The following is a 17,563-nucleotide window of genomic DNA, read 5'->3' on the forward strand; positions in this document are numbered from 1 at the left end:
CCGCTGTGAGGGCTGGAAGTCCCGACTCCGGGACGGTTCGGTCCGGATCCCCCGCCAAGCGTTTGATTTGTACGACGAATACCCACCGCCTGTGGACAACTTTCGGCGGCGCGTCACCGATCCGGGCATGCTGGCACTCGCCGACGGAGCACAACCGACCACCGAGGGGTCTCCGGGCGGCGGACGGGGATGTTCCACGAGGGCTACGGGGGCCTGTCATGCAGTCTTCACAAGATCCGCCGGTTACGGCGATCCCACTGGTTCCGCTGGTGAAGCCCGCGCTGCGGCGCGGCTGGCGCGACCTGAACACCGTGCAGTTCGGGATGACCCCGGCGCACGCGATGACGCTGGGCCCGATGGACACGGCTACGGGCAGTTTCCTCGACCTGCTCAACGGCACCCGCGGTCCGGGGCTGCTGCGCGAGGAGGGGCGGCGCATGGATCTGCCGGACGGCCATGTCGACCGGCTCCTGGAGCGGCTGGCGCGGGCCGGGCTGCTCGACGACGCGCGGGGCGGCGGCCGGGCCGGTGACACCCTGCGAAGGAAGAAGCGGGTCCTCGACCGGCTCCGCCCCGATCTGGCCTCGCTGTCCCTGACGACGTCCGAACCGGGCGAGGGGATCGAGCTGCTGGCCGCCCGTCGCTCGCTGCGTGTACAGATCAGGGGCGCGGGCCGGGTGGGCGCGGTGCTGGCCTCGCTGCTGGCGGGCGCCGGGGTCGGCGAGGTCGATGTGCGCGACGTCGGCGAGGTCGAGCCGTGGGACGTCGCGCCGGGTGGGCTGCCCGCCGAGGCGATCGGCGAGCGCAGGGACGAGGCAGCCCGGCGCGCGGCACGCCGGTCCGCGCCGGACCGCTCGCCACGCCGGGCACCCTCCGGGGACGGCGAGCCCGGGTTCTCGCTGGTGATCCTCGCCCCGAGGGACGACGTCGCGGTGCACGCCCCGCCGCCCGCCGACCCGCTCGTCGACTCCGGTACGCCCCATCTGTATGCCGGTGTCGTGGAGGCGACCGGTGTCGTGGGCCCTCTCGTCCTGCCGGGGGTGACGAGTTGTGCGGGCTGTCTGCACGAGGGCCGGGCCGACCGGGATCCGGTGTGGCCTCGGCTGGTCGCGCAGTGGCGGTCGGGTTCGGGGCGGTCTCGCCAGGTGCCTCCGTGCGATCTGGCGCTGGCCACTACGGTGGCAGGACTGGCGGCCGCGCACGCCCTCTCCTTCCTCGACGGCCGGACCCCGTCGAGCGCCGGCGCCCGCTGGGAGGTATCCCTCCCTGCGCTGAACTGGCATGCTCGGCCGGTCTGGGCGCATCCCGCGTGCCGGTGCGGAGCCGCGGAGAAAGGTAAGGAGGAACACACCGTCAAGGACGGGGAGTCGCACGAGACAATGGCGGAGCAAGGGCCGTCGAAGGAATTGCGCCGTAAGGCGGATGCGGCACGGCCTGCTGGGACCTGGAGGGCGCATGTCTGATCTTCCCCGCAAGGCGGTCACCCGTACCGCCAAGCTCGCCGCGCTCCCGCTCGGCTTCGCAGGCCGGGCCACCTGGGGGCTCGGCAAGAGAATCGTCGGGGAGTCCGCGGAGATCGTCGGCCGTGAGCTGCAACAGCGCACGGCGGAGCAGCTGTTCAAGGTGCTCGGCGAGCTCAAGGGCGGTGCGATGAAGTTCGGCCAGGCCCTGTCCGTCTTCGAGTCGGCGCTGCCCGAGGAGGTCGCCGGTCCCTATCGGGCCGCGCTGACGAAGCTCCAGGAGGCTGCGCCGCCGATGCCGACGCGCACGGTGCACCGGGTGCTGGAGGAGCGGCTCGGCGAGGACTGGCAGGAACTGTTCGTGGAGTTCGAGGACAAGCCCTCCGCCGCGGCGTCGATCGGCCAGGTGCACCATGCCGTGTGGCACGACGGCCGCGAGGTGGCGGTCAAGGTGCAGTACCCGGGAGCCGGCGACGCCCTTCTGTCCGACCTGAACCAATTGAGCCGTTTCGCCCGTCTTTTGGGCCCGCTGATCCCCGGCATGGACATCAAGCCGCTCATCGCGGAACTGAGGGACCGGGTCTCCGAGGAACTGGACTACGGCCTGGAGGCCCAGGCCCAGGGGGTCCATGCCGAGGAGTTCGCGGACGACCCGGACGTCGTGGTGCCGGCGGTGGTCCACCAGTGCGACCAGATCCTGATCACCGAGTGGATGGGCGGCGTCCCCCTGTCGGAGGTCATCTCGGACGGCACCCAGGAGCAGCGCGACCGCGCCGGCCAGCTGCTGGCCCGCTTCCTCTTCTCCGGCCCGGCCCGCACCGGCCTGCTCCACGCCGACCCGCATCCCGGCAACTTCCGTCTCCTGCCCGGCGGCCCCGACGGCAAGGACGACTGGCGCCTGGGCGTCCTGGACTTCGGCACGGTCGACCGCCTCCCGGGCGGCCTGCCCACCCCCATCGGCGACTCCCTGCGCATGACCCTCGACGGCGAGGCGGAGGCCGTCTACGAACTGCTGTGTCTGGAGGGCTTCGTCAAGGAGTCCATAGAGCTGGAACCCGACGCCGTCCTCGACTATCTCCGGCCGATCATCGAACCGGCCCTGCTCGACGAGTTCACCTTCACCCGCGGCTGGATGCGCAGCCAGGCGGCCCGCATCGCCGACATCCGCTCCCCCGCCTACCAGCTGGGCAAGCAGCTCAACCTCCCCCCGGCATACCTCCTCATCCACCGCGTGACCCTGAGCACGATCGGCGTCCTGTGCCAACTGGGCGCGACGGTACGGCTGCGGGAGGAACTGGAGGAGTGGCTGCCGGGGTTCGTACGGGAAGAGGAGACCGAGGACTCGGCGGCGGAGGCGTGAGCCGCTGGTGAACCGGGGCGGCGGCAAGGCGGCGGCAAGCCCTCTGCGAGGCCCTACCACCAAGCCGAGTCCAAGCGCCCCTCGATCGCCCTGAGGTTGTCCCTCGAGCAGGTGTCGCAGAAGTACTGACGGACGCCGTTCTCCACCGAGCAGATCCAGGTGGGCCGCGGGCCGTCGGCGGTGGTGCCGCAGCGGGCGCACACGAGAGGCGGGGGCTCCGTGGCGGAGCCGCTGTCTTCGCTGCCCCCGGGAAGACTCGTCACGCGGCGACGATATCGCCGCGGCCGGCGGATCGGCGGGCGCAACGCACCGCGGGGGCCGGTCCGTTCGCACGGACCGGCCCCCGCGGGGAGCTTTCGCCTCCCGGAGTCCGGAAGGACACTGCTTCAGGTGGCTTCGCCTACTGCATGACCGCGATGGCCAGCGCACGGCGGGCGCGCATCGAGGCGCGCTCGGCCCGGCGCTGCATGCGGCGCGCGGCCGCCAGGCTCACGGCCCGGCGCTCCTGCTCCGCGTGGTGCAGTCGCTCGTGCATATGCGCACGAGCCAGGGCTTCTGGTTGAAGTTGCATCTCTCGGGTCCTGTTCTGGCGCAAGTCGCTCGCGCCGACGGTGGTGAAGTCTGGAGTCGCGGAGCCCGCGGGCTCGGTGGTGGACGGCTTCATCGGGGCCTGCTTCTTGGGGTCGAGCGTGAGGGGGTGGTCGATCGTTCCTGCGATGGTGTTCATGCCATGACCGGGTTCTTGCGCGGGCGGCCACGCGGCCGCTTCCGGGCGACGACGACACCCTGGACGAACAGCTCGCCACCCCAGACACCCCAGGGCTCACGCCGCTCCTTGGCGCCGGCGAGGCAGGCCTCCATCAGCGGGCAGGTGCGGCAGAGGGACTTGGCGTACTCGACGTCGGCCGGCGACTCGGCGAAGAAGACCTCCGGGTCGTACGAACGGCAGGGGACGGGTACGCCGAGGCTCTCGATGGCGTCGTCGAGCGCGGTGAGCGCGGTGAGCGGGATCAAGGTGGAGTCCTCCGTGAGGCCGGGCGGGGGGATCGTTTCGGAAGGCGGTACGGACGGGGCGTGCGCTTCGAGTTGCACGGTTCGTTTTCCTCGTCTGGTCGGCCCGGCCCTGTTGGGCCGGTGGTCGGCTTGGTACCGGGTTCTTTTGTTGTCCCGAGGCCCCTTCGCTCCGTCATCCCCGTTCGAGGACAAACAGAAGGGCCGCGGATCCCGGATGGGGTTCCGCGGCCCTGAAGGCGCCGGCCTGATCACATCAGGCTGGATCACTCCAGGGTTCTGGCCCACGGAAGGCCCACATCAGGTGGTGCTGCGTCGCCTGCTTCCGGCTTCCGGCACCGGCTGCCGTAAAGGCATAGGCATGCGCCTGTCCCTCTACTGCTTCCAGTGCCTTCGTCGGTCGCTCATTGCGCTCACGAACGGGAAGACCGGCGTGAGACACGGAGGCTGCCGGGCCGGCGACACGAATGCCGGACAGACCGGTGCCCTGGTTCGAGACAGCGAGCATGCACAGGGAGGCGACGACCGAGCGATCGGTCATTTTCGCGGTGAAGCTGGCGTTGATGCTGGTCACTGGGCTCGCCTCCTCTCGGCGTCTCGGGGGACCGGGATGAACCAGTCCTGCGGGTATGTAAGTAGAGCACGGAATCAGGGCCTCCGAGAAGGCCTCCGTTCCCGTGGAAAGAACCTATGGGGATTGCTGGGGCATGCGCAAACTATTTTTTCGACGAGTTCGGATCAGTTCCCCGCTTCTTCCACCCCGGGCTCCTGGCCTGCGCAGATCGCCAGCACATCGGCTCCGAAACGATTGAACTTGCGGACGCCGACGCCGGGGATCCGCGCGAGCTCGCCCTCGTCGTCGGGGACGGCCTCGGCGATCGCCATCAGTGTCTTGTCGGTGAAGACGCAGAACGCGGGCTGTCCGCTGCGGCTCGCCTGCTCCGCCCGCCACTCGCGCAACCGCTCGTAGAGGCCCTCGTCCATGTCGGAGGGACAGTCCTCGCACCGCATCAGCTTCATCTCGCCGGCGTCGGTGAGAGTACGGCCGCAGACCCGGCAGCGGGCCGGGGTGCGCTGACTCCGCCGGGGCACGGCACCGGCCGTACCGCTCGTGAAGCCGCGCTCCACGCCGCCCGGGCCGCCGGTGGCGGCGCGCGCGGCGGCACCGGTCGAACCGGGGCGCAGCCCGTCGAGGAAGCGGCTGGGACGGCGACTGGGGCGTCCGCCGGGTGAGCGGGACAGTGCCCAGGAGACATGGAGGTGCTCCCGGGCGCGGGTGACGCCGACATAGAGGAGACGGCGCTCCTCCTCGATCTGCTCGTCGGTCTTTGCGTAGGTGATCGGCATCATGCCCTCGGCGACCCCGACCAGGAAGACGACGTCCCACTCCAGGCCCTTGGCCGAGTGCAGGGAGGCGAGGGTGACGCCCTGGACGGTCGGGGCGTGCTGGGCGCCCGCCCGCTCGTCCAGTTCGGCGACGAGGTCGGCGAGGGTGGCGTCGGATCTGGCCGCGGTGAAGTCCTGCGCCAGATTCACCAGGGCGGCCAGCGACTCCCAGCGCTCTCTGACCGCGCCGGATCCTGCCGGGGGCTCAGTGGTCCAGCCTTCTCCGGAGAGCACGGCCCGCACCTGGGAGGGCAGGTCGGGGGCGTCGTCCAGGAGGGCGTCGTTGCCGCCGAAGCGGGAGGCGGCGCGCAGCGCGATGCCGGCCTTGCGCACCTCAGGGCGGTCGAAGAACCGTTCGGCACCGCGCAGCTGGTAGGGGACGCCCGCGTCGGCGAGGGCCTGTTCGTACGTCTCGGACTGGGCGTTCGTACGGAACAGGACGGCGATCTCGGCGGCCGGGACACCGGCGGCCATCAGTTCGCGGATGCGGCGGGCGGCGCCCTCGGCCTCGGCGGGCTCGTCGGTGTACTCGGTGTAGACCGGCTCGGGGCCGGGGGCGCGCTGCGAGACCAGCTCCAGGCGGTGATCGGCGGCACGGCCGCTGGCCTGGGCGAGCAGGCCGTTGGCGAGATGGACGACCTGGGGGGTGGAGCGGTAGTCGCGGACCAGCTTGACGACGGTGGCGCCGGGGTGGCGGGTGCGGAAGTCGAGCAGGTGGTCGGGAGTTGCTCCCGTGAACGAGTAGATCGTCTGGCTGGCGTCGCCGACCACGCAGAGGTTGTCCCGGTCGCCGAGCCACAGCTCCAGCAGGCGCTGCTGGAGGGGGCTGACGTCCTGGTACTCGTCGACGACGAAGTGCTGGTACTGGGCGCGGACCTGGTCGGCGATGTCGTGCCGGTCCTGGAGGACGGCCACCGTCAGCAGCAGGACGTCCTCGAAGTCGATGACGCCGCGCTCGCGCTTGAGGTCCTCGTAGGCGGTGTAGAGCTGGGCGATCTCGGCGGGGTTGCGGGGGACGTCCCGGCCCGCCTTCGCAGCCGCGAGGGCGTAGTCGCCGGGGACGGTCTGGGTGACCTTGGACCACTCGATCTCGGCGGTGACGTCCCGCAGCTCGCCCCGGTCGAGGCGGATACGGCAGGCGGCGGCCGCGTCCACGACGAGCTGGATCTTGCGGTCGACGAGCCGGGGCATGGAACCGCCGACCGCTTTCGGCCAGAAGTACTGGAGCTGGCGCAGGGCGGCCGAGTGGAAGGTGCGGGCCTGGACCCCCGCGGCACCGAGCTGGCGGAGCCGGCCGCGCATCTCACCGGCGGCGCGGTTCGTGAAGGTGACGGCCAGCACGCTGGAGGGCTGCAGGATGCCGGCGCGCACTCCGTAGGCGATGCGGTGGGTGATCGCCCGTGTCTTGCCCGTACCGGCTCCCGCCAGCACGCACACCGGCCCGTGCAGCGCCAGGGCCACTTCGCGCTGCTCGGGGTCGAGCCCTTCGAGCACCGCGTCGGCCGAATCCGGGACCTGCGGGAAAAGGGTGGAGTGCGTTGCTGCTGTCACACCGCCATGCTGCCAGGTCGGCGGGGACGGCTGTGCCGGTTGTCCACAGGCAGGGGCTCGCAGTCGTACTAATGCGGCAGGCGTCACCCGGCCGGGCAGCGCGGTCGGGAATGACGCTCCGGTCGCATACGTTCCCCCGTGTGGACCATCTCGTCCCCGAGCCACCAGAGGAGCGCGCGAGACATGCAGGGCACTGTGACGATGTACAGCACCACGTGGTGCGGCTACTGCCAGCGGCTGAAGAAGCAGATGGACCGCGAGGGCATCGCGTACACCGAGATCAACATCGAGCAGGACCCGGCGTCCGCGGCGTTCGTCGAGAAGGCGAATGGCGGAAACCAGACGGTCCCGACCGTGCTGTTCGCCGACGGTTCGACGATGACGAACCCGTCGCTGGCCCAGGTGAAGCAGAAGATCGCCGCGTAGGCGACGCACGTACACGCGCTGGGGCGGCTCCCGATCGGGAGCCGCCCCAGCGCGTTGTCACACGCCGCGCGTCGGCAGCGGCTTTCCGTACCAGAGCTCGATCAGGCGGGCCGCGATCGAGATGCCGTAGGGCGGCAGGACCTCGCCGGAGTCGAAGGCGGCGCCCAGTTCGTCGCGGGAGAACCAGCGGGCCTCGCCGATCTCGTCGCCGTCGACGTTGATCTCGGTGGAGGTGGCGCGGGCCAGGAAGCCGAGCATGAGGCTGGACGGGAACGGCCAGGGCTGGCTGGCGACGTACTCGACCTGGCCGACGGTGATGCCGGCCTCCTCGAAGACCTCGCGGCGCACGGCCTGCTCGATGGACTCGCCCGGCTCGACGAAGCCGGCCAGCGTCGAGAAGCGGCCCTCGGGCCAGTGGACCTGGCGGCCCAGCAGGATGCGGTCGTCCTCGTCGGTGACGGCCATGATCACGGCGGGGTCGGTGCGCGGGTAGTGCTCGGCGCCGCAGGCCTGGCAGCGGCGGATGTGGCCGGCCGCGGCGATGACCGTGCGCTCGCCGCAGCGGGAGCAGAAGCGGTGGGTGCGCTGCCAGTTCTCCAGACCGACCGCGTGCACCATCAGGCCCGCCTCGCGCGGCGACAGCAGCAGGCCCGCCTCACGCAGACCCGCCGGGCGCGCGGACTGGTCGATGCGGCCGGGCAGGGCGTCCTTCTGGAGGGCGAAGTAGCTGACGCCCTCCTCGTCGATGCCGAGGAAGTAGCGGTGTGCCTCGGTGAGCGGAGCCTCGAAGGCGGGCGTCATGAGGAGTTCGGTACGGCCGTCGGCCGTCTCGTCGACGAGGACCTGGCCGCCGGACACCACGAAGCAGCGGGTCGTGGGGTGACTCCACGCCGCGGCGAGCCAGGCCTCGTCGAGCCGGTGGTGGGCGGCCCGGTCGATGCCGCTGGGGGCGGTGAGCGAGATGGGTCGATCGGCGGTGTGGTCGGTCCAGGTGGTCACGGGTACTTCCAACTCCCCCGGTGGAACGGATTGTTTCGGCGGGCGGTGCGGCGGGACGTACGGCGGGAGGCGACCGCGTCCGGTGTTCGGCGGTACGGGACAGCTCTTCCAGTCTGCCCCGTGCTTCATGCCGGTCCGGACGCCTCGGGATGATCAGGGCGCGTGCCGCCAGTGCTCGGCGAGGTCTCCCCACAGGTACGCGGTGGTCTCGACGCCTTTGAGGAGCAGGTCGAGCTCGACCTTCTCGTTCGGCGCGTGCCAGCCGTCGGAGGGGACGGAGATGCCGAGGAAGAGCACGGGGGCGCCGAGGACTTCCTGGAGGTCGGCGGCCGGCCCGGAGCCGCCCTCGCGGGTGAAGCGGACGGGCTTGTCGAAGGCGCGGCCCATGGCACGGACGACGGACTGCAGGGCCGGGTGGTCCAGCGGGGTCAGGCACGGGCGCGTGGCCGCCCCGAACGTGATCTCGCAGCGGATCCCGGCGGGCACCTGCTCGGCCGCCCACGCGCGGACGGCCTTCTCGATGTGATCGGGGTCCTGTCCGGCGACGAGGCGGAAGGACAGCTTCACCATCGCGGAGGACGGGATGATCGTCTTGCTGCCGGGGCCCTGGTAGCCGCCGCCGATGCCGTTGACCTCGGCGGTGGGGCGGGCCCAGATGCGCTCCAGGGTGGTGTGGCCGGCCTCGCCCCGAGTGGCGTACGACTTGGCCGTGCGCAGCCATTGCCGCTCGTCGAAGGGCAGCTCGGCGAAGAGTTCGCGCTCGCGGTCGGTCAGTTCGACGATGCCGTCGTAGAAGCCGGGGACGGCCACGCGTGCGTCCTCGTCGTGCAGGGCTGCGACCAGGCGGGCGGCGGCGGTCGCGGGGTTGGGCACGGCGCCGCCGAAGGAGCCGGAGTGGATGTCCTGGTCGGGGCCGTGGAGCCGGATCTCGCACTCGGCGAGACCGCGCATGCCGGTGCAGACGGTCGGGGTGTCCTCGGCCCACATGCCGGTGTCGGAGACGATCACCGCGTCGGCGGCGAGCCGCTCCGCGCGCTCCTCGACGAGGGCACGGAAGTGCGGCGAGCCGGACTCCTCCTCGCCCTCGATCAGCAGCTTGAGGTTCACGGCGGGCGTGCTGCGGCCGGTCGCGGCGAGGTGGGCGCGGACGCCGAGTGTGTGGAAGAACACTTGACCCTTGTCGTCGGCCGCCCCGCGCGCGTAGAGCCGGTTCCCGCGGATGACGGGTTCGAAGGGGTCGCTGTCCCAGCCGTCCTCGAGGGCGGCGGGCTGCACGTCGTGGTGGCCGTAGACGAGGACCGTGGGCGCGCCGGGGACGTCGGAGGGCCACTCCGCGAAGACGGCGGGGGCGCCCGGTGTCTCCCAGACCTCGGTGGTCGGGAAGCCGGTCTCCTGGAGTCGGGCGGCGAGCCAGTCGGCGCTGCGGCGTACGTCGGGCGCGTGGTCGGGCTGGGCCGACACGGAGGGGATGCGCAGCCACTCGGCGAGGTCGCCGAGGAAGGCGGTGCGGTGCTGCTCGATGTACGTACGGACGGCGCTGACGGCACTGTCAACGGGGTGGCTCATGGTCACGAGCCTATCGGCCCGCACCGACATCCTCGGTGGGCGGTTCCTCACACTCGGCCGGCGCGGAAGGGTCCTCCAGCAGCAGCCGCTCCAGCGCACTTCGGTCCGCGAGGTCGTCCGGCCGGTCGATCTCACCGCTGCGGACGTACAGGAACGCGGCCGTGACCGACTCCAGCGGCACCCCCTGCTGCTCGGCCCACGCGAGCCGGTACAGGGCGAGCTGAAGCGGGTCGGCGGTGCGGTCGCGGTTGGTCTTCCAGTCGACGATCTCGTACGTCGCCGTCTCGCCGTCGCCCTCCTTGTAGACCGCGTCGATACGGCCTCGCACCACGCGGCCGGCGATGGCCAGCTGGAAGGGGGCCTCCACCCGGTGGGGCGTGCGGTGGGCGTACTCGGTGCGCTCGAAGGCGTCCTTGAGGCCTTCCAGGTCGCGTTCGTCGGCGATCTCGGCCTCGCCGCCCGGCAGCTCCTCCGGCTCCAGCATGGGCAGCGTCAGCGCCTCGAAGCGAGCTTCCACCCATGCGTGGAAACGGGTGCCTCGGCGTGCGGCGGGTTGTGGGGGGCGCGGCATGGGGCGCGCGAGTTCCTGTGCGAAACCGTCCGGGTCGGCTGCCAGGCGCAGCAGCTGGGAAGCGGTGAGCGAGGCGGGCAGGGGTACGTCGGTGACGGCCTCCCGCGCGCGGAGGAGCTCGCCGGTGAGGGCGTCGAGGTCGCGGTCCCAGGAGGCGAGGGTGCGGGCCTCCTCCGGGGTGAGGCGGGGGCGGGCCGGCTCGGTGTCCGGGTCGGGGCCCGCCGGGTGGGCACGCGCGTGCGTGGTCGCGCCGGTGTCCGGTGCCGTCGCCTGGTGCGGGACTGTCGGGCGGTCCGTCGTCCATGTGTCCCAGTCGGCTGAGTCGGCGTCGGCGGAGTCGTCGGGGAGAACCTCGTCCTCGTAGGGAGGCTCGTCGTCCTCCGGTGGCGGCCAGTCCGGGTCGCTGTACGTCTCCGGGTCGTGCTCGGCGGCGGGGTGGCCGTCCCCGTGGGTGGCGAGGTGCTCCAGGTGGGCCAGGACCGTCTCGGCTGCGGCGCGGCGGCGGGTCAGGGCCATGTCGTCCAGGGGCAGGGGCCAGACCTGGTCGACGGTGGCCGCGTGGAGGGCGGGGTTCTCCTCGTCCTCGGTGGGCTCGTCCGCCCACGCCTCGATCTCGCCGTGGCCGGCCTCGCAGTGCGCGTACAGGGCCTGGAGGAAGTCGGACGGGCCGCGGGGCTTCTTCTGGGCGGGGCCCCACCAGTGGCCGGAGCCCAGGAGGAGGGAGCGGGGGCGGGTGAAGGTGACGTAGCCGAGGCGGAGTTCCTCGGTGTGCTGGTGCTCCTTCATGGCCTCCTGGAAGGCCTTCAGGCCGCGGGAGTCCCACGCCTCCACGTCGGGCAGGGTGTCGGCGTCGCCCCGCAGGTCGTGCGGCAGCACCTTGCCCTGGGCGGTCCACTTCTCCCGGCCCTGGGTGCTGGGGAAGGTGCCGGTGACCAGGCCGGGCACGGCGACGACGTCCCACTCCAGGCCCTTGGACTTGTGCGCGGTGAGCACCTTGACCGTGTTCTCACCGCCGGGCAGGGCGTTGTCGAGGCCCTTCTCGTACTGGGCGGCGGTGCGCAGGAAGCCGAGGAAGGCCAGCAGGGTCGCCTCGCCGTCTCCCGAGGCGAACGAGGCGGCGATGTCGAGGAAGTTGGACAGGGTCTCGCGGCGGCGGGCGGCCAGGGCGTGCGGGGACGCCGACAGTTCCACCTCCAGGCCGGTGACGGCGAGGACACGGTGCAGGACGTCCATGAGCGGGTCGGCCAGGGAGCGGCGCAGGTCGCGCAGTTCGGTGGCCAGGCGCGCGAACCGCACGCGCGCGTCCGGCGAGAAGGGCAGCCCGTCGTCGTCCCCGTCGCCGTCGAACGGTGTCTCCAGGAACGTGTCCAGGGCGTCCGCGAGCGATATCACCTCGGACGGGTCGACCCCCTCGACGGCCTCGGCGAGCCGGCGGTCCGGGTCGTCGTCGCCGTCCACGCGTGCGTGGGACACGAGGCGCCGGGCACGGCGCCCCAGGAGGGCGAGGTCGCGCGGCCCGATGCGCCAGCGGGGGCCGGTCAGCAGGCGGACCAGGGAGGCGTTGGCCCCGGGGTCCTGGAGGACCTCGCAGACGGCGACCAGGTCGGCGACCTCGGGCAGGTGCAGCAGGCCGGAGAGGCCGACCACCTCGACCGGGATGTCCCGGGCGACCAACGCGCCCTGGATCTCGGCGAAGTCGGTCGCCGTGCGGCACAGGACGGCGATCTCGCCGGGCGCCTTGCCCGTGTTCACCAGATGCGCGATCGAGTCGGCGATCCAGTCGATCTCCTCGGCGTGGGTGCGCAGCAGGGCACAGCGCACCAAGCCGTCGCGTTCGGCGCCGGGGGCCGGGCGGAGGGCCTCCACGCCCGCGTGCATGGCGCGCAGGGGCTCTGCGAGGCCGTTGGCGAGGTCGAGGAGACGGCCGCCGCTGCGGCGGTTCTCGCTGAGCGACTGACGGGTGGCCAGGTGGCCGTCGGCGTGGGCGAAGTGCTCGGGGAAGTCGTCGAGGTTGGCGACGGAGGCGCCGCGCCAGCCGTAGATCGCCTGGCAGGGGTCGCCGACCGCGGTCACCGGGTGACCGGTGCCGGCGCCGAAGAGACCCGCCAGGAGGACGCGCTGGGCGACGGAGGTGTCCTGGTACTCGTCGAGCAGCACCACCCGGAACTCGTCGCGCAGGATGCGCCCGACCTCGGCGATCTGGGCGAGCTCGGCGGACAGGGCGATCTGGTCGCCGAAGTCGAGCAGGTCACGCTCGCGCTTGGCCGCGCGGTAGCGGACCACCAGCTCGGCCAGTTCGCGGCGCGCGGCGGCCGCCTCGGGGACCTTGCGCAGGTCGGCGTTGGTGAGTTTGGCGCTCCCGAGGGAGAGCAGCAGCTCGGCGTCGTACGCGCGCAGCGCTTCCGGCCGTACGAGGTGCTCGGCGAGCTCGGCGTCGAGGGTGAGGAGGTCGCCGACCAGGTCCGGGAAGGAGCGGGTCAGGGCCGGGTAGGGGCCCGGGGCCTCGCGCAGCACGCGCGCGGCGAGCTGGTAGCGGGTGGCGTCGGCGAGGAGGCGGGAGGTGGGCTCCAGGCCGATGCGCAGACCGTGGTCGGTCAGCAGGCGGCCCGCGAAGGCGTGGTACGTCGAGATCACGGGCTCGCCGGGCGGGTTGTCCGGGTCGATGACGTCGGGGTCGGTGACGCCCGCCTTGATGAGCGCCTTGCGGACGCGCTCGGCGAGTTCGCCGGCGGCCTTGTTGGTGAAGGTGAGGCCGAGGACCTGCTCGGGGGCGACCTGGCCGGTGCCGACCAGCCAGACCACGCGGGCCGCCATCACCGTCGTCTTGCCCGACCCGGCACCGGCCACGATCACCTGCGGTGCGGGCGGCGCGATGATGCAGGCCGTCTGCTCCGGGGTGAACGGGATGCCGAGGAGCTCCTTGAGCTGATCGGGATCGGTGATGCGGGCGGCCATGTCGGAGAGGCTAGCGGCGCGCACTGACAGTCGAGGACGAATCGCCCTCCCGAGCACATCCGGGCCGGAAGAAGCGCAGGTCAGCACAGGTGGTGCAACCGATCACACCAGGAGGGTCACTCGACCACCTGACGTCCTTCGGGGCGAGCGCTGCACGAGGCCCGGAACGCGCAGTGCGTGCAGTGCTGCCCTGTGCTCGGCGTGAACCGCTCGTCGAGGACCTTGCCGGCGGCCGTGGCGAGCAGATCGCCGACCCACTCCCCTTCGAGAGGCTCCTGTGCCTGCACCTTGGGCAGCGTCTCGCCACCGTCCCGCTTGGCGGCGCCCTGACGCAGCTGGACGAGTTCCGCGCCGCCCGGCTCCGGACGTACACCGTCGAACGCCTCGTCGACGGCGCCCTCCCGCACGGCCAGCTGGTAGACGGCGAGCTGTGGGTGGTGCTCCACCTCCGCCTTGCTCACCGCCTGCTTGCCGGTCTTGAAGTCGACGACGTAGGCGCGCCCCTCGCCGTCCGCCTCGACGCGGTCCATCTGGCCCCGGATGCGCACCTCGTAGTCGCCCGCTCCGAGGGTGACGTCGAAGTCGTGCTCGCTGGCCACCGGTGTGCGTCCGGTGCGGTCCATGACGTGCCACTGGAGGAAGCGTTCGAGCGCCACGCGCGCGTTCTCCTTCTCCTGCGCCGACTTCCAGGGCGCGTCGAAGGCGAGCGCGTTCCACACGGAGTCCAGGCGCTCCATGAGGACGGCGAGGTCGGCCGGGGTGTGTCCGGAGGCGACCTCGTCGGCGAGGACGTGGACGACGTTGCCGAAGCCCTGGGCGACCGTGGCGGGCGCGTCGGCCTTCACCTCGCGGCCCAGGAACCACTGCAGGGCGCAGGTGTTGGCGAGCTGGTCGAGGGCGCTGCCGGAGAGCACGACGGGCTGGTCGCGGTCGCGCAGCGGCACCTTGGACTCGGTCGGCTCGAACATGCCCCACCAGCGGTAGGGGTGGGCGGACGGGACGAGCGGTCGGCCGTCCTCGTCGGCGAGCGCGGCGAGCCGGGCCAGCCTGCGGGCGGCGGCCTCCCTGAGGGTGTCCGAGACACGCGGGTCGACGGTGGTGGCACGGAGTTCGGCGACGAGCGCGGCGACGGACAGGGGGCGGCGCGGGCGGCCGGTGACGTCCTTGGGTTCGACGCCGAGTTCGGTGAGGAAGCGGGAGGGCTGGTCGCCGTCGTCCGCGGGTGCCTTGACCGCCGTGACGACCAGGCGTTCACGCGCGCGTGTGGCGGCGACGTAGAACAGGCGGCGCTCCTCCGCCAGCAGCGCGCCCGGGGTGAGCGGTTCGGCGAGGCCGTCGCGGCCGATGCGGTCGGCCTCCAGCAGGGAGCCGCGGCGGCGCAGGTCGGGCCACAGGCCCTCCTGGACGCCCGCGACGACGACCAGGCGCCACTCCAGGCCCTTGGAGCGGTGCGCGGTCATCAGACGGACGGCGTCAGGACGTACGGCCCGCCGTGTGAGGGTGTCGGCGGCGATGTCCTCGGCGTCGATCTCCTCCAGGAAGTTGAGGGCGCCCCGGCCGCCGGTGCGCTCCTCCGCGCGGGTCGCGGTCGCGAACAGCGCGCACACGGCGTCCAGATCACGGTCGGCGTTGCGGCCGGCCGCGCCGCCGCGCCGGGCGGCCCGCTCCAGGCGCGCGGGCCACGGTGTTCCCTCCCACAGGTCCCAGAGCGCCTCCTCGGCGCTGCCGCCGCCCGCGAGTCGCTCACGGGCCTTGCGCAGCAGTGCGCCCAGCCGCTGGGCGCCACGCGCGTACGCGGGGTCGTGCACGGCCAGCCGCTCCGGCTCGGCGAGCGCCCGCGCGAGCAGCTCGTCCGAGGGCGGCGGCAGCGGGTTCCCGGCGGCCCGCTCCTCGTCGCGCAGGGCCCGTCCGAGGCGGCGCAGGTCGGCGGCGTCCATACCCGCGAGGGGCGAGGCGAGGAGGGTGAGGGCGGTCTCGGTGTCGAGCCAGCAGGGGGCCTGCTCTTCAACGGACGCCTCTTCCATGGGCTCATCAATGGGCGCCTCTTCAACAGGTGGCCCTTCAACAGGGGCCTCATCGGCGGCAGCCTCTTCAGCGGGCGCCTCCACGGCAGAGCTCTCCACCGGAGCAGCCGTGTCGGGGCGCGTCGAGGCCTCCGCCGTGGCAACCGCCCGCAGCGCCGTCAGCAGCGGCGCCACCGCCGGTTCGTGCCGCAGTGGCAGATCGTCGCCGTCGATGTCGAGGGGCACCCCGGCCGACGTCAGGGCTCGACGGACCGTCGGGATGGTGCGTGATCCCGCGCGGACCAGTACGGCCATCTCGCCCCACGGGACGCCGTCCTCCAGGTGCGCCCGGCGCAGGATGTCGGCGATGTTGTCCAGTTCCGTGCCGGGCGTCGGGTACGTGAAGACCTCGACGCGGCCGCCCTCCCGGACCGGGGCGAGCGCGCGGTGGGCACGCGCCTTCTCCGCCGGGAGCCTGGTCAGCGGCATCCGCTGGGTCAGCAGCCGGGTGGCGCTCAGCAGGGCGTCCCCGGAGCGGCGGGAGGTGCGCAGGACCTCGACGGGCGCCGGGCGGCCGTCCACGCGCGGGAAGGCCTGCGGGAAGTCCAGGATGCCGTTCACGTCGGCGCCCCGGAACGCGTAGATCGACTGGTCGGGGTCGCCGAAGGCGACGAGGTCGCGGCCGCCGCCGGCGAGGGCGTGCAGCAGCCGTACCTGGGCCGGGTCCGTGTCCTGGTACTCGTCCACGAACACGGCGTCGTACTGCGTGGCGAGCCGCCCGGCGACCTCGGGGCGGTGGGCGAGGAGCACCGCGCGGTGGACCAGCTCCGCGTAGTCGAGCACGCCCTGGAGGTCGAGGACGTCGAGGTACTCGGCGAGGAAGGCGGCCGCGGCCCGCCAGTCGGGGCGGCCGATGCCGCGGGCGAAGGCGTCCAGGGCGCCCGGGCTCAGGCCCAGTTCGCGGCTGCGGGCGAGCACCGCGCGGACCTCGTCGGCGAAGCCGCGGGTGGTCAGGCACGCCCGCAGCTCGTCCGGCCAGCGCACATGGGCGAGACCGAGCCGCTCCAGGTCGGGCTGGCCGGCGAGCAGTCCGCGTACGGCGACGTCCTGCTCGGGGCCGGACAGCAGCCTGAGCGGCTCCACGAACAGTTCGCTGTCCTGGTGGGCGCGGACCAGGGCGTAGCAGAACGAGTGGAAGGTGGTCGCCCGGGGCGCGCGGGCGGCCCCTATGCGCAAGGCCATGCGGTCGCGCAGTTCGACGGCCGCCTTGCGGCTGAACGTCAGCACCAGCACGCGCGCGGGGTCACCGCCCCGGGCGATCCTGGCCGCCACGGACTCCACGAGCGTGGTGGTCTTGCCGGTGCCCGGACCAGCGAGGACGAGCAGCGGACCGGCCCTGTGCTCAACCACGGAGCGCTGTGCGGCGTCCAGACGAGGGGGATCCACGCGGGTCGGCGGGGTACGCACCAGCCGGTAAGCGCCACGGCTCCCCTGCCGCACCTGGGGGTGCGACAGGCGCCTGGTGAAGGAAGAGGAGCTCACGTGGTTCGCCGGTCCTGGTGGGTGTGCTGGTCGGGCGTCCGCCGTACGTGCGGGGCGGTGATCGCGGGATGAGGGGGACGCGTGCAGTCGACGCTACGCCGACGGAGAGATCGGAAGCAGGTCTTCCGCTTCTTCCCGTACGACACTCACGGCGCTCGCGACACCTGTGTCCCTCGCCCCTCGAACGTACGGCATGCCACGGACGTGCCCGCTTTCGCCCGTTTCCCCCGTACGGATCACAGGTCGCCCCCGGACCCGTCCGATGGCGGAAGCTGTCAGGTGTGACCTTCCGCGCGTTCGCCGCCGTCCCATCGCGCCCGTTTCATGTCGAGGCGCGGCAGGTGGCCCTCGGCGGCCCTGCTCGCCGTCCTCAGCGGTGTGCCCTCCGCGCGGTACTGGTCGAGCGCCCGCAGCTCGTGGCCCGGGAGCAGCACGCCGTCCGAGCGGACGACCCGCCACCACGGGACGGCTCCCCCGTAGAGGGCCATCACCCGGCCGACCTGACGCGGGCCGCCCTCCTCCAGCCACTCGGCCACGTCGCCGTACGTCATGACGCGCCCGGGCGGGATGAGTTCCGCCACTTCCAGGACGCGCTCGGCGTACTCCGGCAGGGCGTCGCGCGGAAGACTCTCGTCACTCATCCGCCCCATCCTGCCCCACCCCACCGACAATGTGACGCGCTGACCACCGTGCGTATCCCTCGCCCCGGGGCGGCGCTTCGGGCAGACTGTGC

13 protein-coding genes are annotated in these 17,563 nt (G+C 72.5%); 3 read left to right on the forward strand and 10 right to left on the reverse strand.

Annotated features, from left to right (window positions below; genetic code table 11):
• Positions 1-257: 257 nt before the first annotated feature.
• Positions 258-1,463 carry a TOMM precursor leader peptide-binding protein gene (locus ACIOHP_RS00100; RefSeq protein WP_401883073.1) on the forward strand — a complete coding sequence of 402 codons (1,206 nt, stop codon included), beginning with the start codon at positions 258-260 and terminating at the stop codon, positions 1,461-1,463.
• On the forward strand, positions 1,456-2,820 hold the full coding sequence (locus ACIOHP_RS00105) for an AarF/ABC1/UbiB kinase family protein (protein WP_361542509.1): 1,365 nt from the start codon (positions 1,456-1,458) through the stop codon (positions 2,818-2,820). The genes ACIOHP_RS00100 and ACIOHP_RS00105 overlap by 8 nt, the downstream gene beginning before the upstream one ends.
• Positions 2,821-2,873: 53 nt before the next feature.
• On the opposite strand, the gene ACIOHP_RS00110 is transcribed toward ACIOHP_RS00105, so the two are convergent.
• From ACIOHP_RS00110 to ACIOHP_RS00130, 5 genes are all read right to left on the reverse strand, one after another.
• The gene (locus tag ACIOHP_RS00110; RefSeq protein WP_361542512.1) at positions 2,874-3,083 is read right to left on the reverse strand and encodes a hypothetical protein; all 210 of its coding nucleotides are present in this window, start codon (positions 3,081-3,083) and stop codon (positions 2,874-2,876) included.
• 137 nt (positions 3,084-3,220) lie between these two features.
• Positions 3,221-3,547, reverse strand: a complete 327-nt coding sequence (locus tag ACIOHP_RS00115) for a hypothetical protein (RefSeq protein WP_401881833.1) — start codon at positions 3,545-3,547, stop codon at positions 3,221-3,223.
• On the reverse strand, positions 3,544-3,912 hold the full coding sequence (locus tag ACIOHP_RS00120; RefSeq protein ID WP_046262221.1) for a WhiB family transcriptional regulator: 369 nt from the start codon (positions 3,910-3,912) through the stop codon (positions 3,544-3,546). Before ACIOHP_RS00120 ends, ACIOHP_RS00115 begins: the two co-directional genes overlap by 4 nt.
• 175 nt (positions 3,913-4,087) lie before the next feature.
• Complete coding sequence (locus tag ACIOHP_RS00125; RefSeq protein ID WP_384171497.1) at positions 4,088-4,372, reverse strand: hypothetical protein; 285 nt, start codon at positions 4,370-4,372, stop codon at positions 4,088-4,090.
• Positions 4,373-4,569: 197 nt separating this feature from the next.
• Positions 4,570-6,768 carry an ATP-dependent DNA helicase UvrD2 gene (locus ACIOHP_RS00130; RefSeq protein WP_401881836.1) on the reverse strand — a complete coding sequence of 733 codons (2,199 nt, stop codon included), beginning with the start codon at positions 6,766-6,768 and terminating at the stop codon, positions 4,570-4,572.
• 183 nt (positions 6,769-6,951) lie between these two features.
• Here ACIOHP_RS00130 and ACIOHP_RS00135 point away from each other — a divergent pair, with 183 nt between their 5' ends.
• Positions 6,952-7,194 (forward strand): mycoredoxin, encoded by a 243-nt coding sequence (locus ACIOHP_RS00135; RefSeq protein WP_361479811.1) that lies wholly within the window; start codon positions 6,952-6,954, stop codon positions 7,192-7,194.
• Positions 7,195-7,251: 57 nt separating this feature from the next.
• Here ACIOHP_RS00135 and nudC read toward each other — a convergent pair whose 3' ends face one another.
• The 5 genes from nudC to ACIOHP_RS00160 all read right to left on the reverse strand — a co-directional run bounded on the left by nudC (position 7,252) and on the right by ACIOHP_RS00160 (position 17,471).
• Positions 7,252-8,193 (reverse strand): NAD(+) diphosphatase, encoded by a 942-nt coding sequence (gene nudC / locus ACIOHP_RS00140; protein WP_361542521.1) that lies wholly within the window; start codon positions 8,191-8,193, stop codon positions 7,252-7,254.
• A 153-nt stretch (positions 8,194-8,346) separates the two neighbouring features.
• The gene (locus ACIOHP_RS00145; RefSeq protein WP_401881840.1) at positions 8,347-9,759 is read right to left on the reverse strand and encodes a dipeptidase; all 1,413 of its coding nucleotides are present in this window, start codon (positions 9,757-9,759) and stop codon (positions 8,347-8,349) included.
• Between the two features lie 10 nt (positions 9,760-9,769).
• Complete coding sequence (locus tag ACIOHP_RS00150; RefSeq protein WP_401881843.1) at positions 9,770-13,285, reverse strand: UvrD-helicase domain-containing protein; 3,516 nt, start codon at positions 13,283-13,285, stop codon at positions 9,770-9,772.
• Between the two features lie 116 nt (positions 13,286-13,401).
• Positions 13,402-16,830: an ATP-dependent helicase gene (locus ACIOHP_RS00155; protein WP_401881846.1), complete on the reverse strand. Its 3,429-nt coding sequence runs from the start codon at positions 16,828-16,830 to the stop codon at positions 13,402-13,404.
• Between the two features lie 275 nt (positions 16,831-17,105).
• Entirely contained in the window at positions 17,106-17,471 is a 366-nt protein-coding gene (locus ACIOHP_RS00160) for an MGMT family protein (protein WP_401881849.1), read from the reverse strand.
• Between the last annotated feature and the right edge of the window lie 92 nt (positions 17,472-17,563).

The sequence above is a fragment of the Streptomyces sp. NPDC087859 genome (assembly GCF_044742595.1).
Classification (GTDB): Bacteria; Actinomycetota; Actinomycetes; order Streptomycetales; family Streptomycetaceae; genus Streptomyces; species Streptomyces canus_F.

Bases quoted from the DNA above. Each gene is read 5' to 3' on its own strand.
- ACIOHP_RS00145 (WP_401881840.1), bottom strand. From the start codon at position 9,759: ATGAGCCACCCCGTTGACAGTGCCGTCAGCGCCGTCCGTACGTACATC.
- ACIOHP_RS00160 (WP_401881849.1), bottom strand. From the start codon at position 17,471: ATGAGTGACGAGAGTCTTCCGCGCGACGCCCTGCCGGAGTACGCCGAG.
- ACIOHP_RS00105 (WP_361542509.1), top strand. From the start codon at position 1,456: ATGTCTGATCTTCCCCGCAAGGCGGTCACCCGTACCGCCAAGCTCGCC.
- ACIOHP_RS00135 (WP_361479811.1), top strand. From the start codon at position 6,952: ATGCAGGGCACTGTGACGATGTACAGCACCACGTGGTGCGGCTACTGC.
- ACIOHP_RS00150 (WP_401881843.1), bottom strand. From the start codon at position 13,285: ATGGCCGCCCGCATCACCGATCCCGATCAGCTCAAGGAGCTCCTCGGC.
- ACIOHP_RS00115 (WP_401881833.1), bottom strand. From the start codon at position 3,547: ATGAACACCATCGCAGGAACGATCGACCACCCCCTCACGCTCGACCCC.
- ACIOHP_RS00125 (WP_384171497.1), bottom strand. From the start codon at position 4,372: ATGACCGATCGCTCGGTCGTCGCCTCCCTGTGCATGCTCGCTGTCTCG.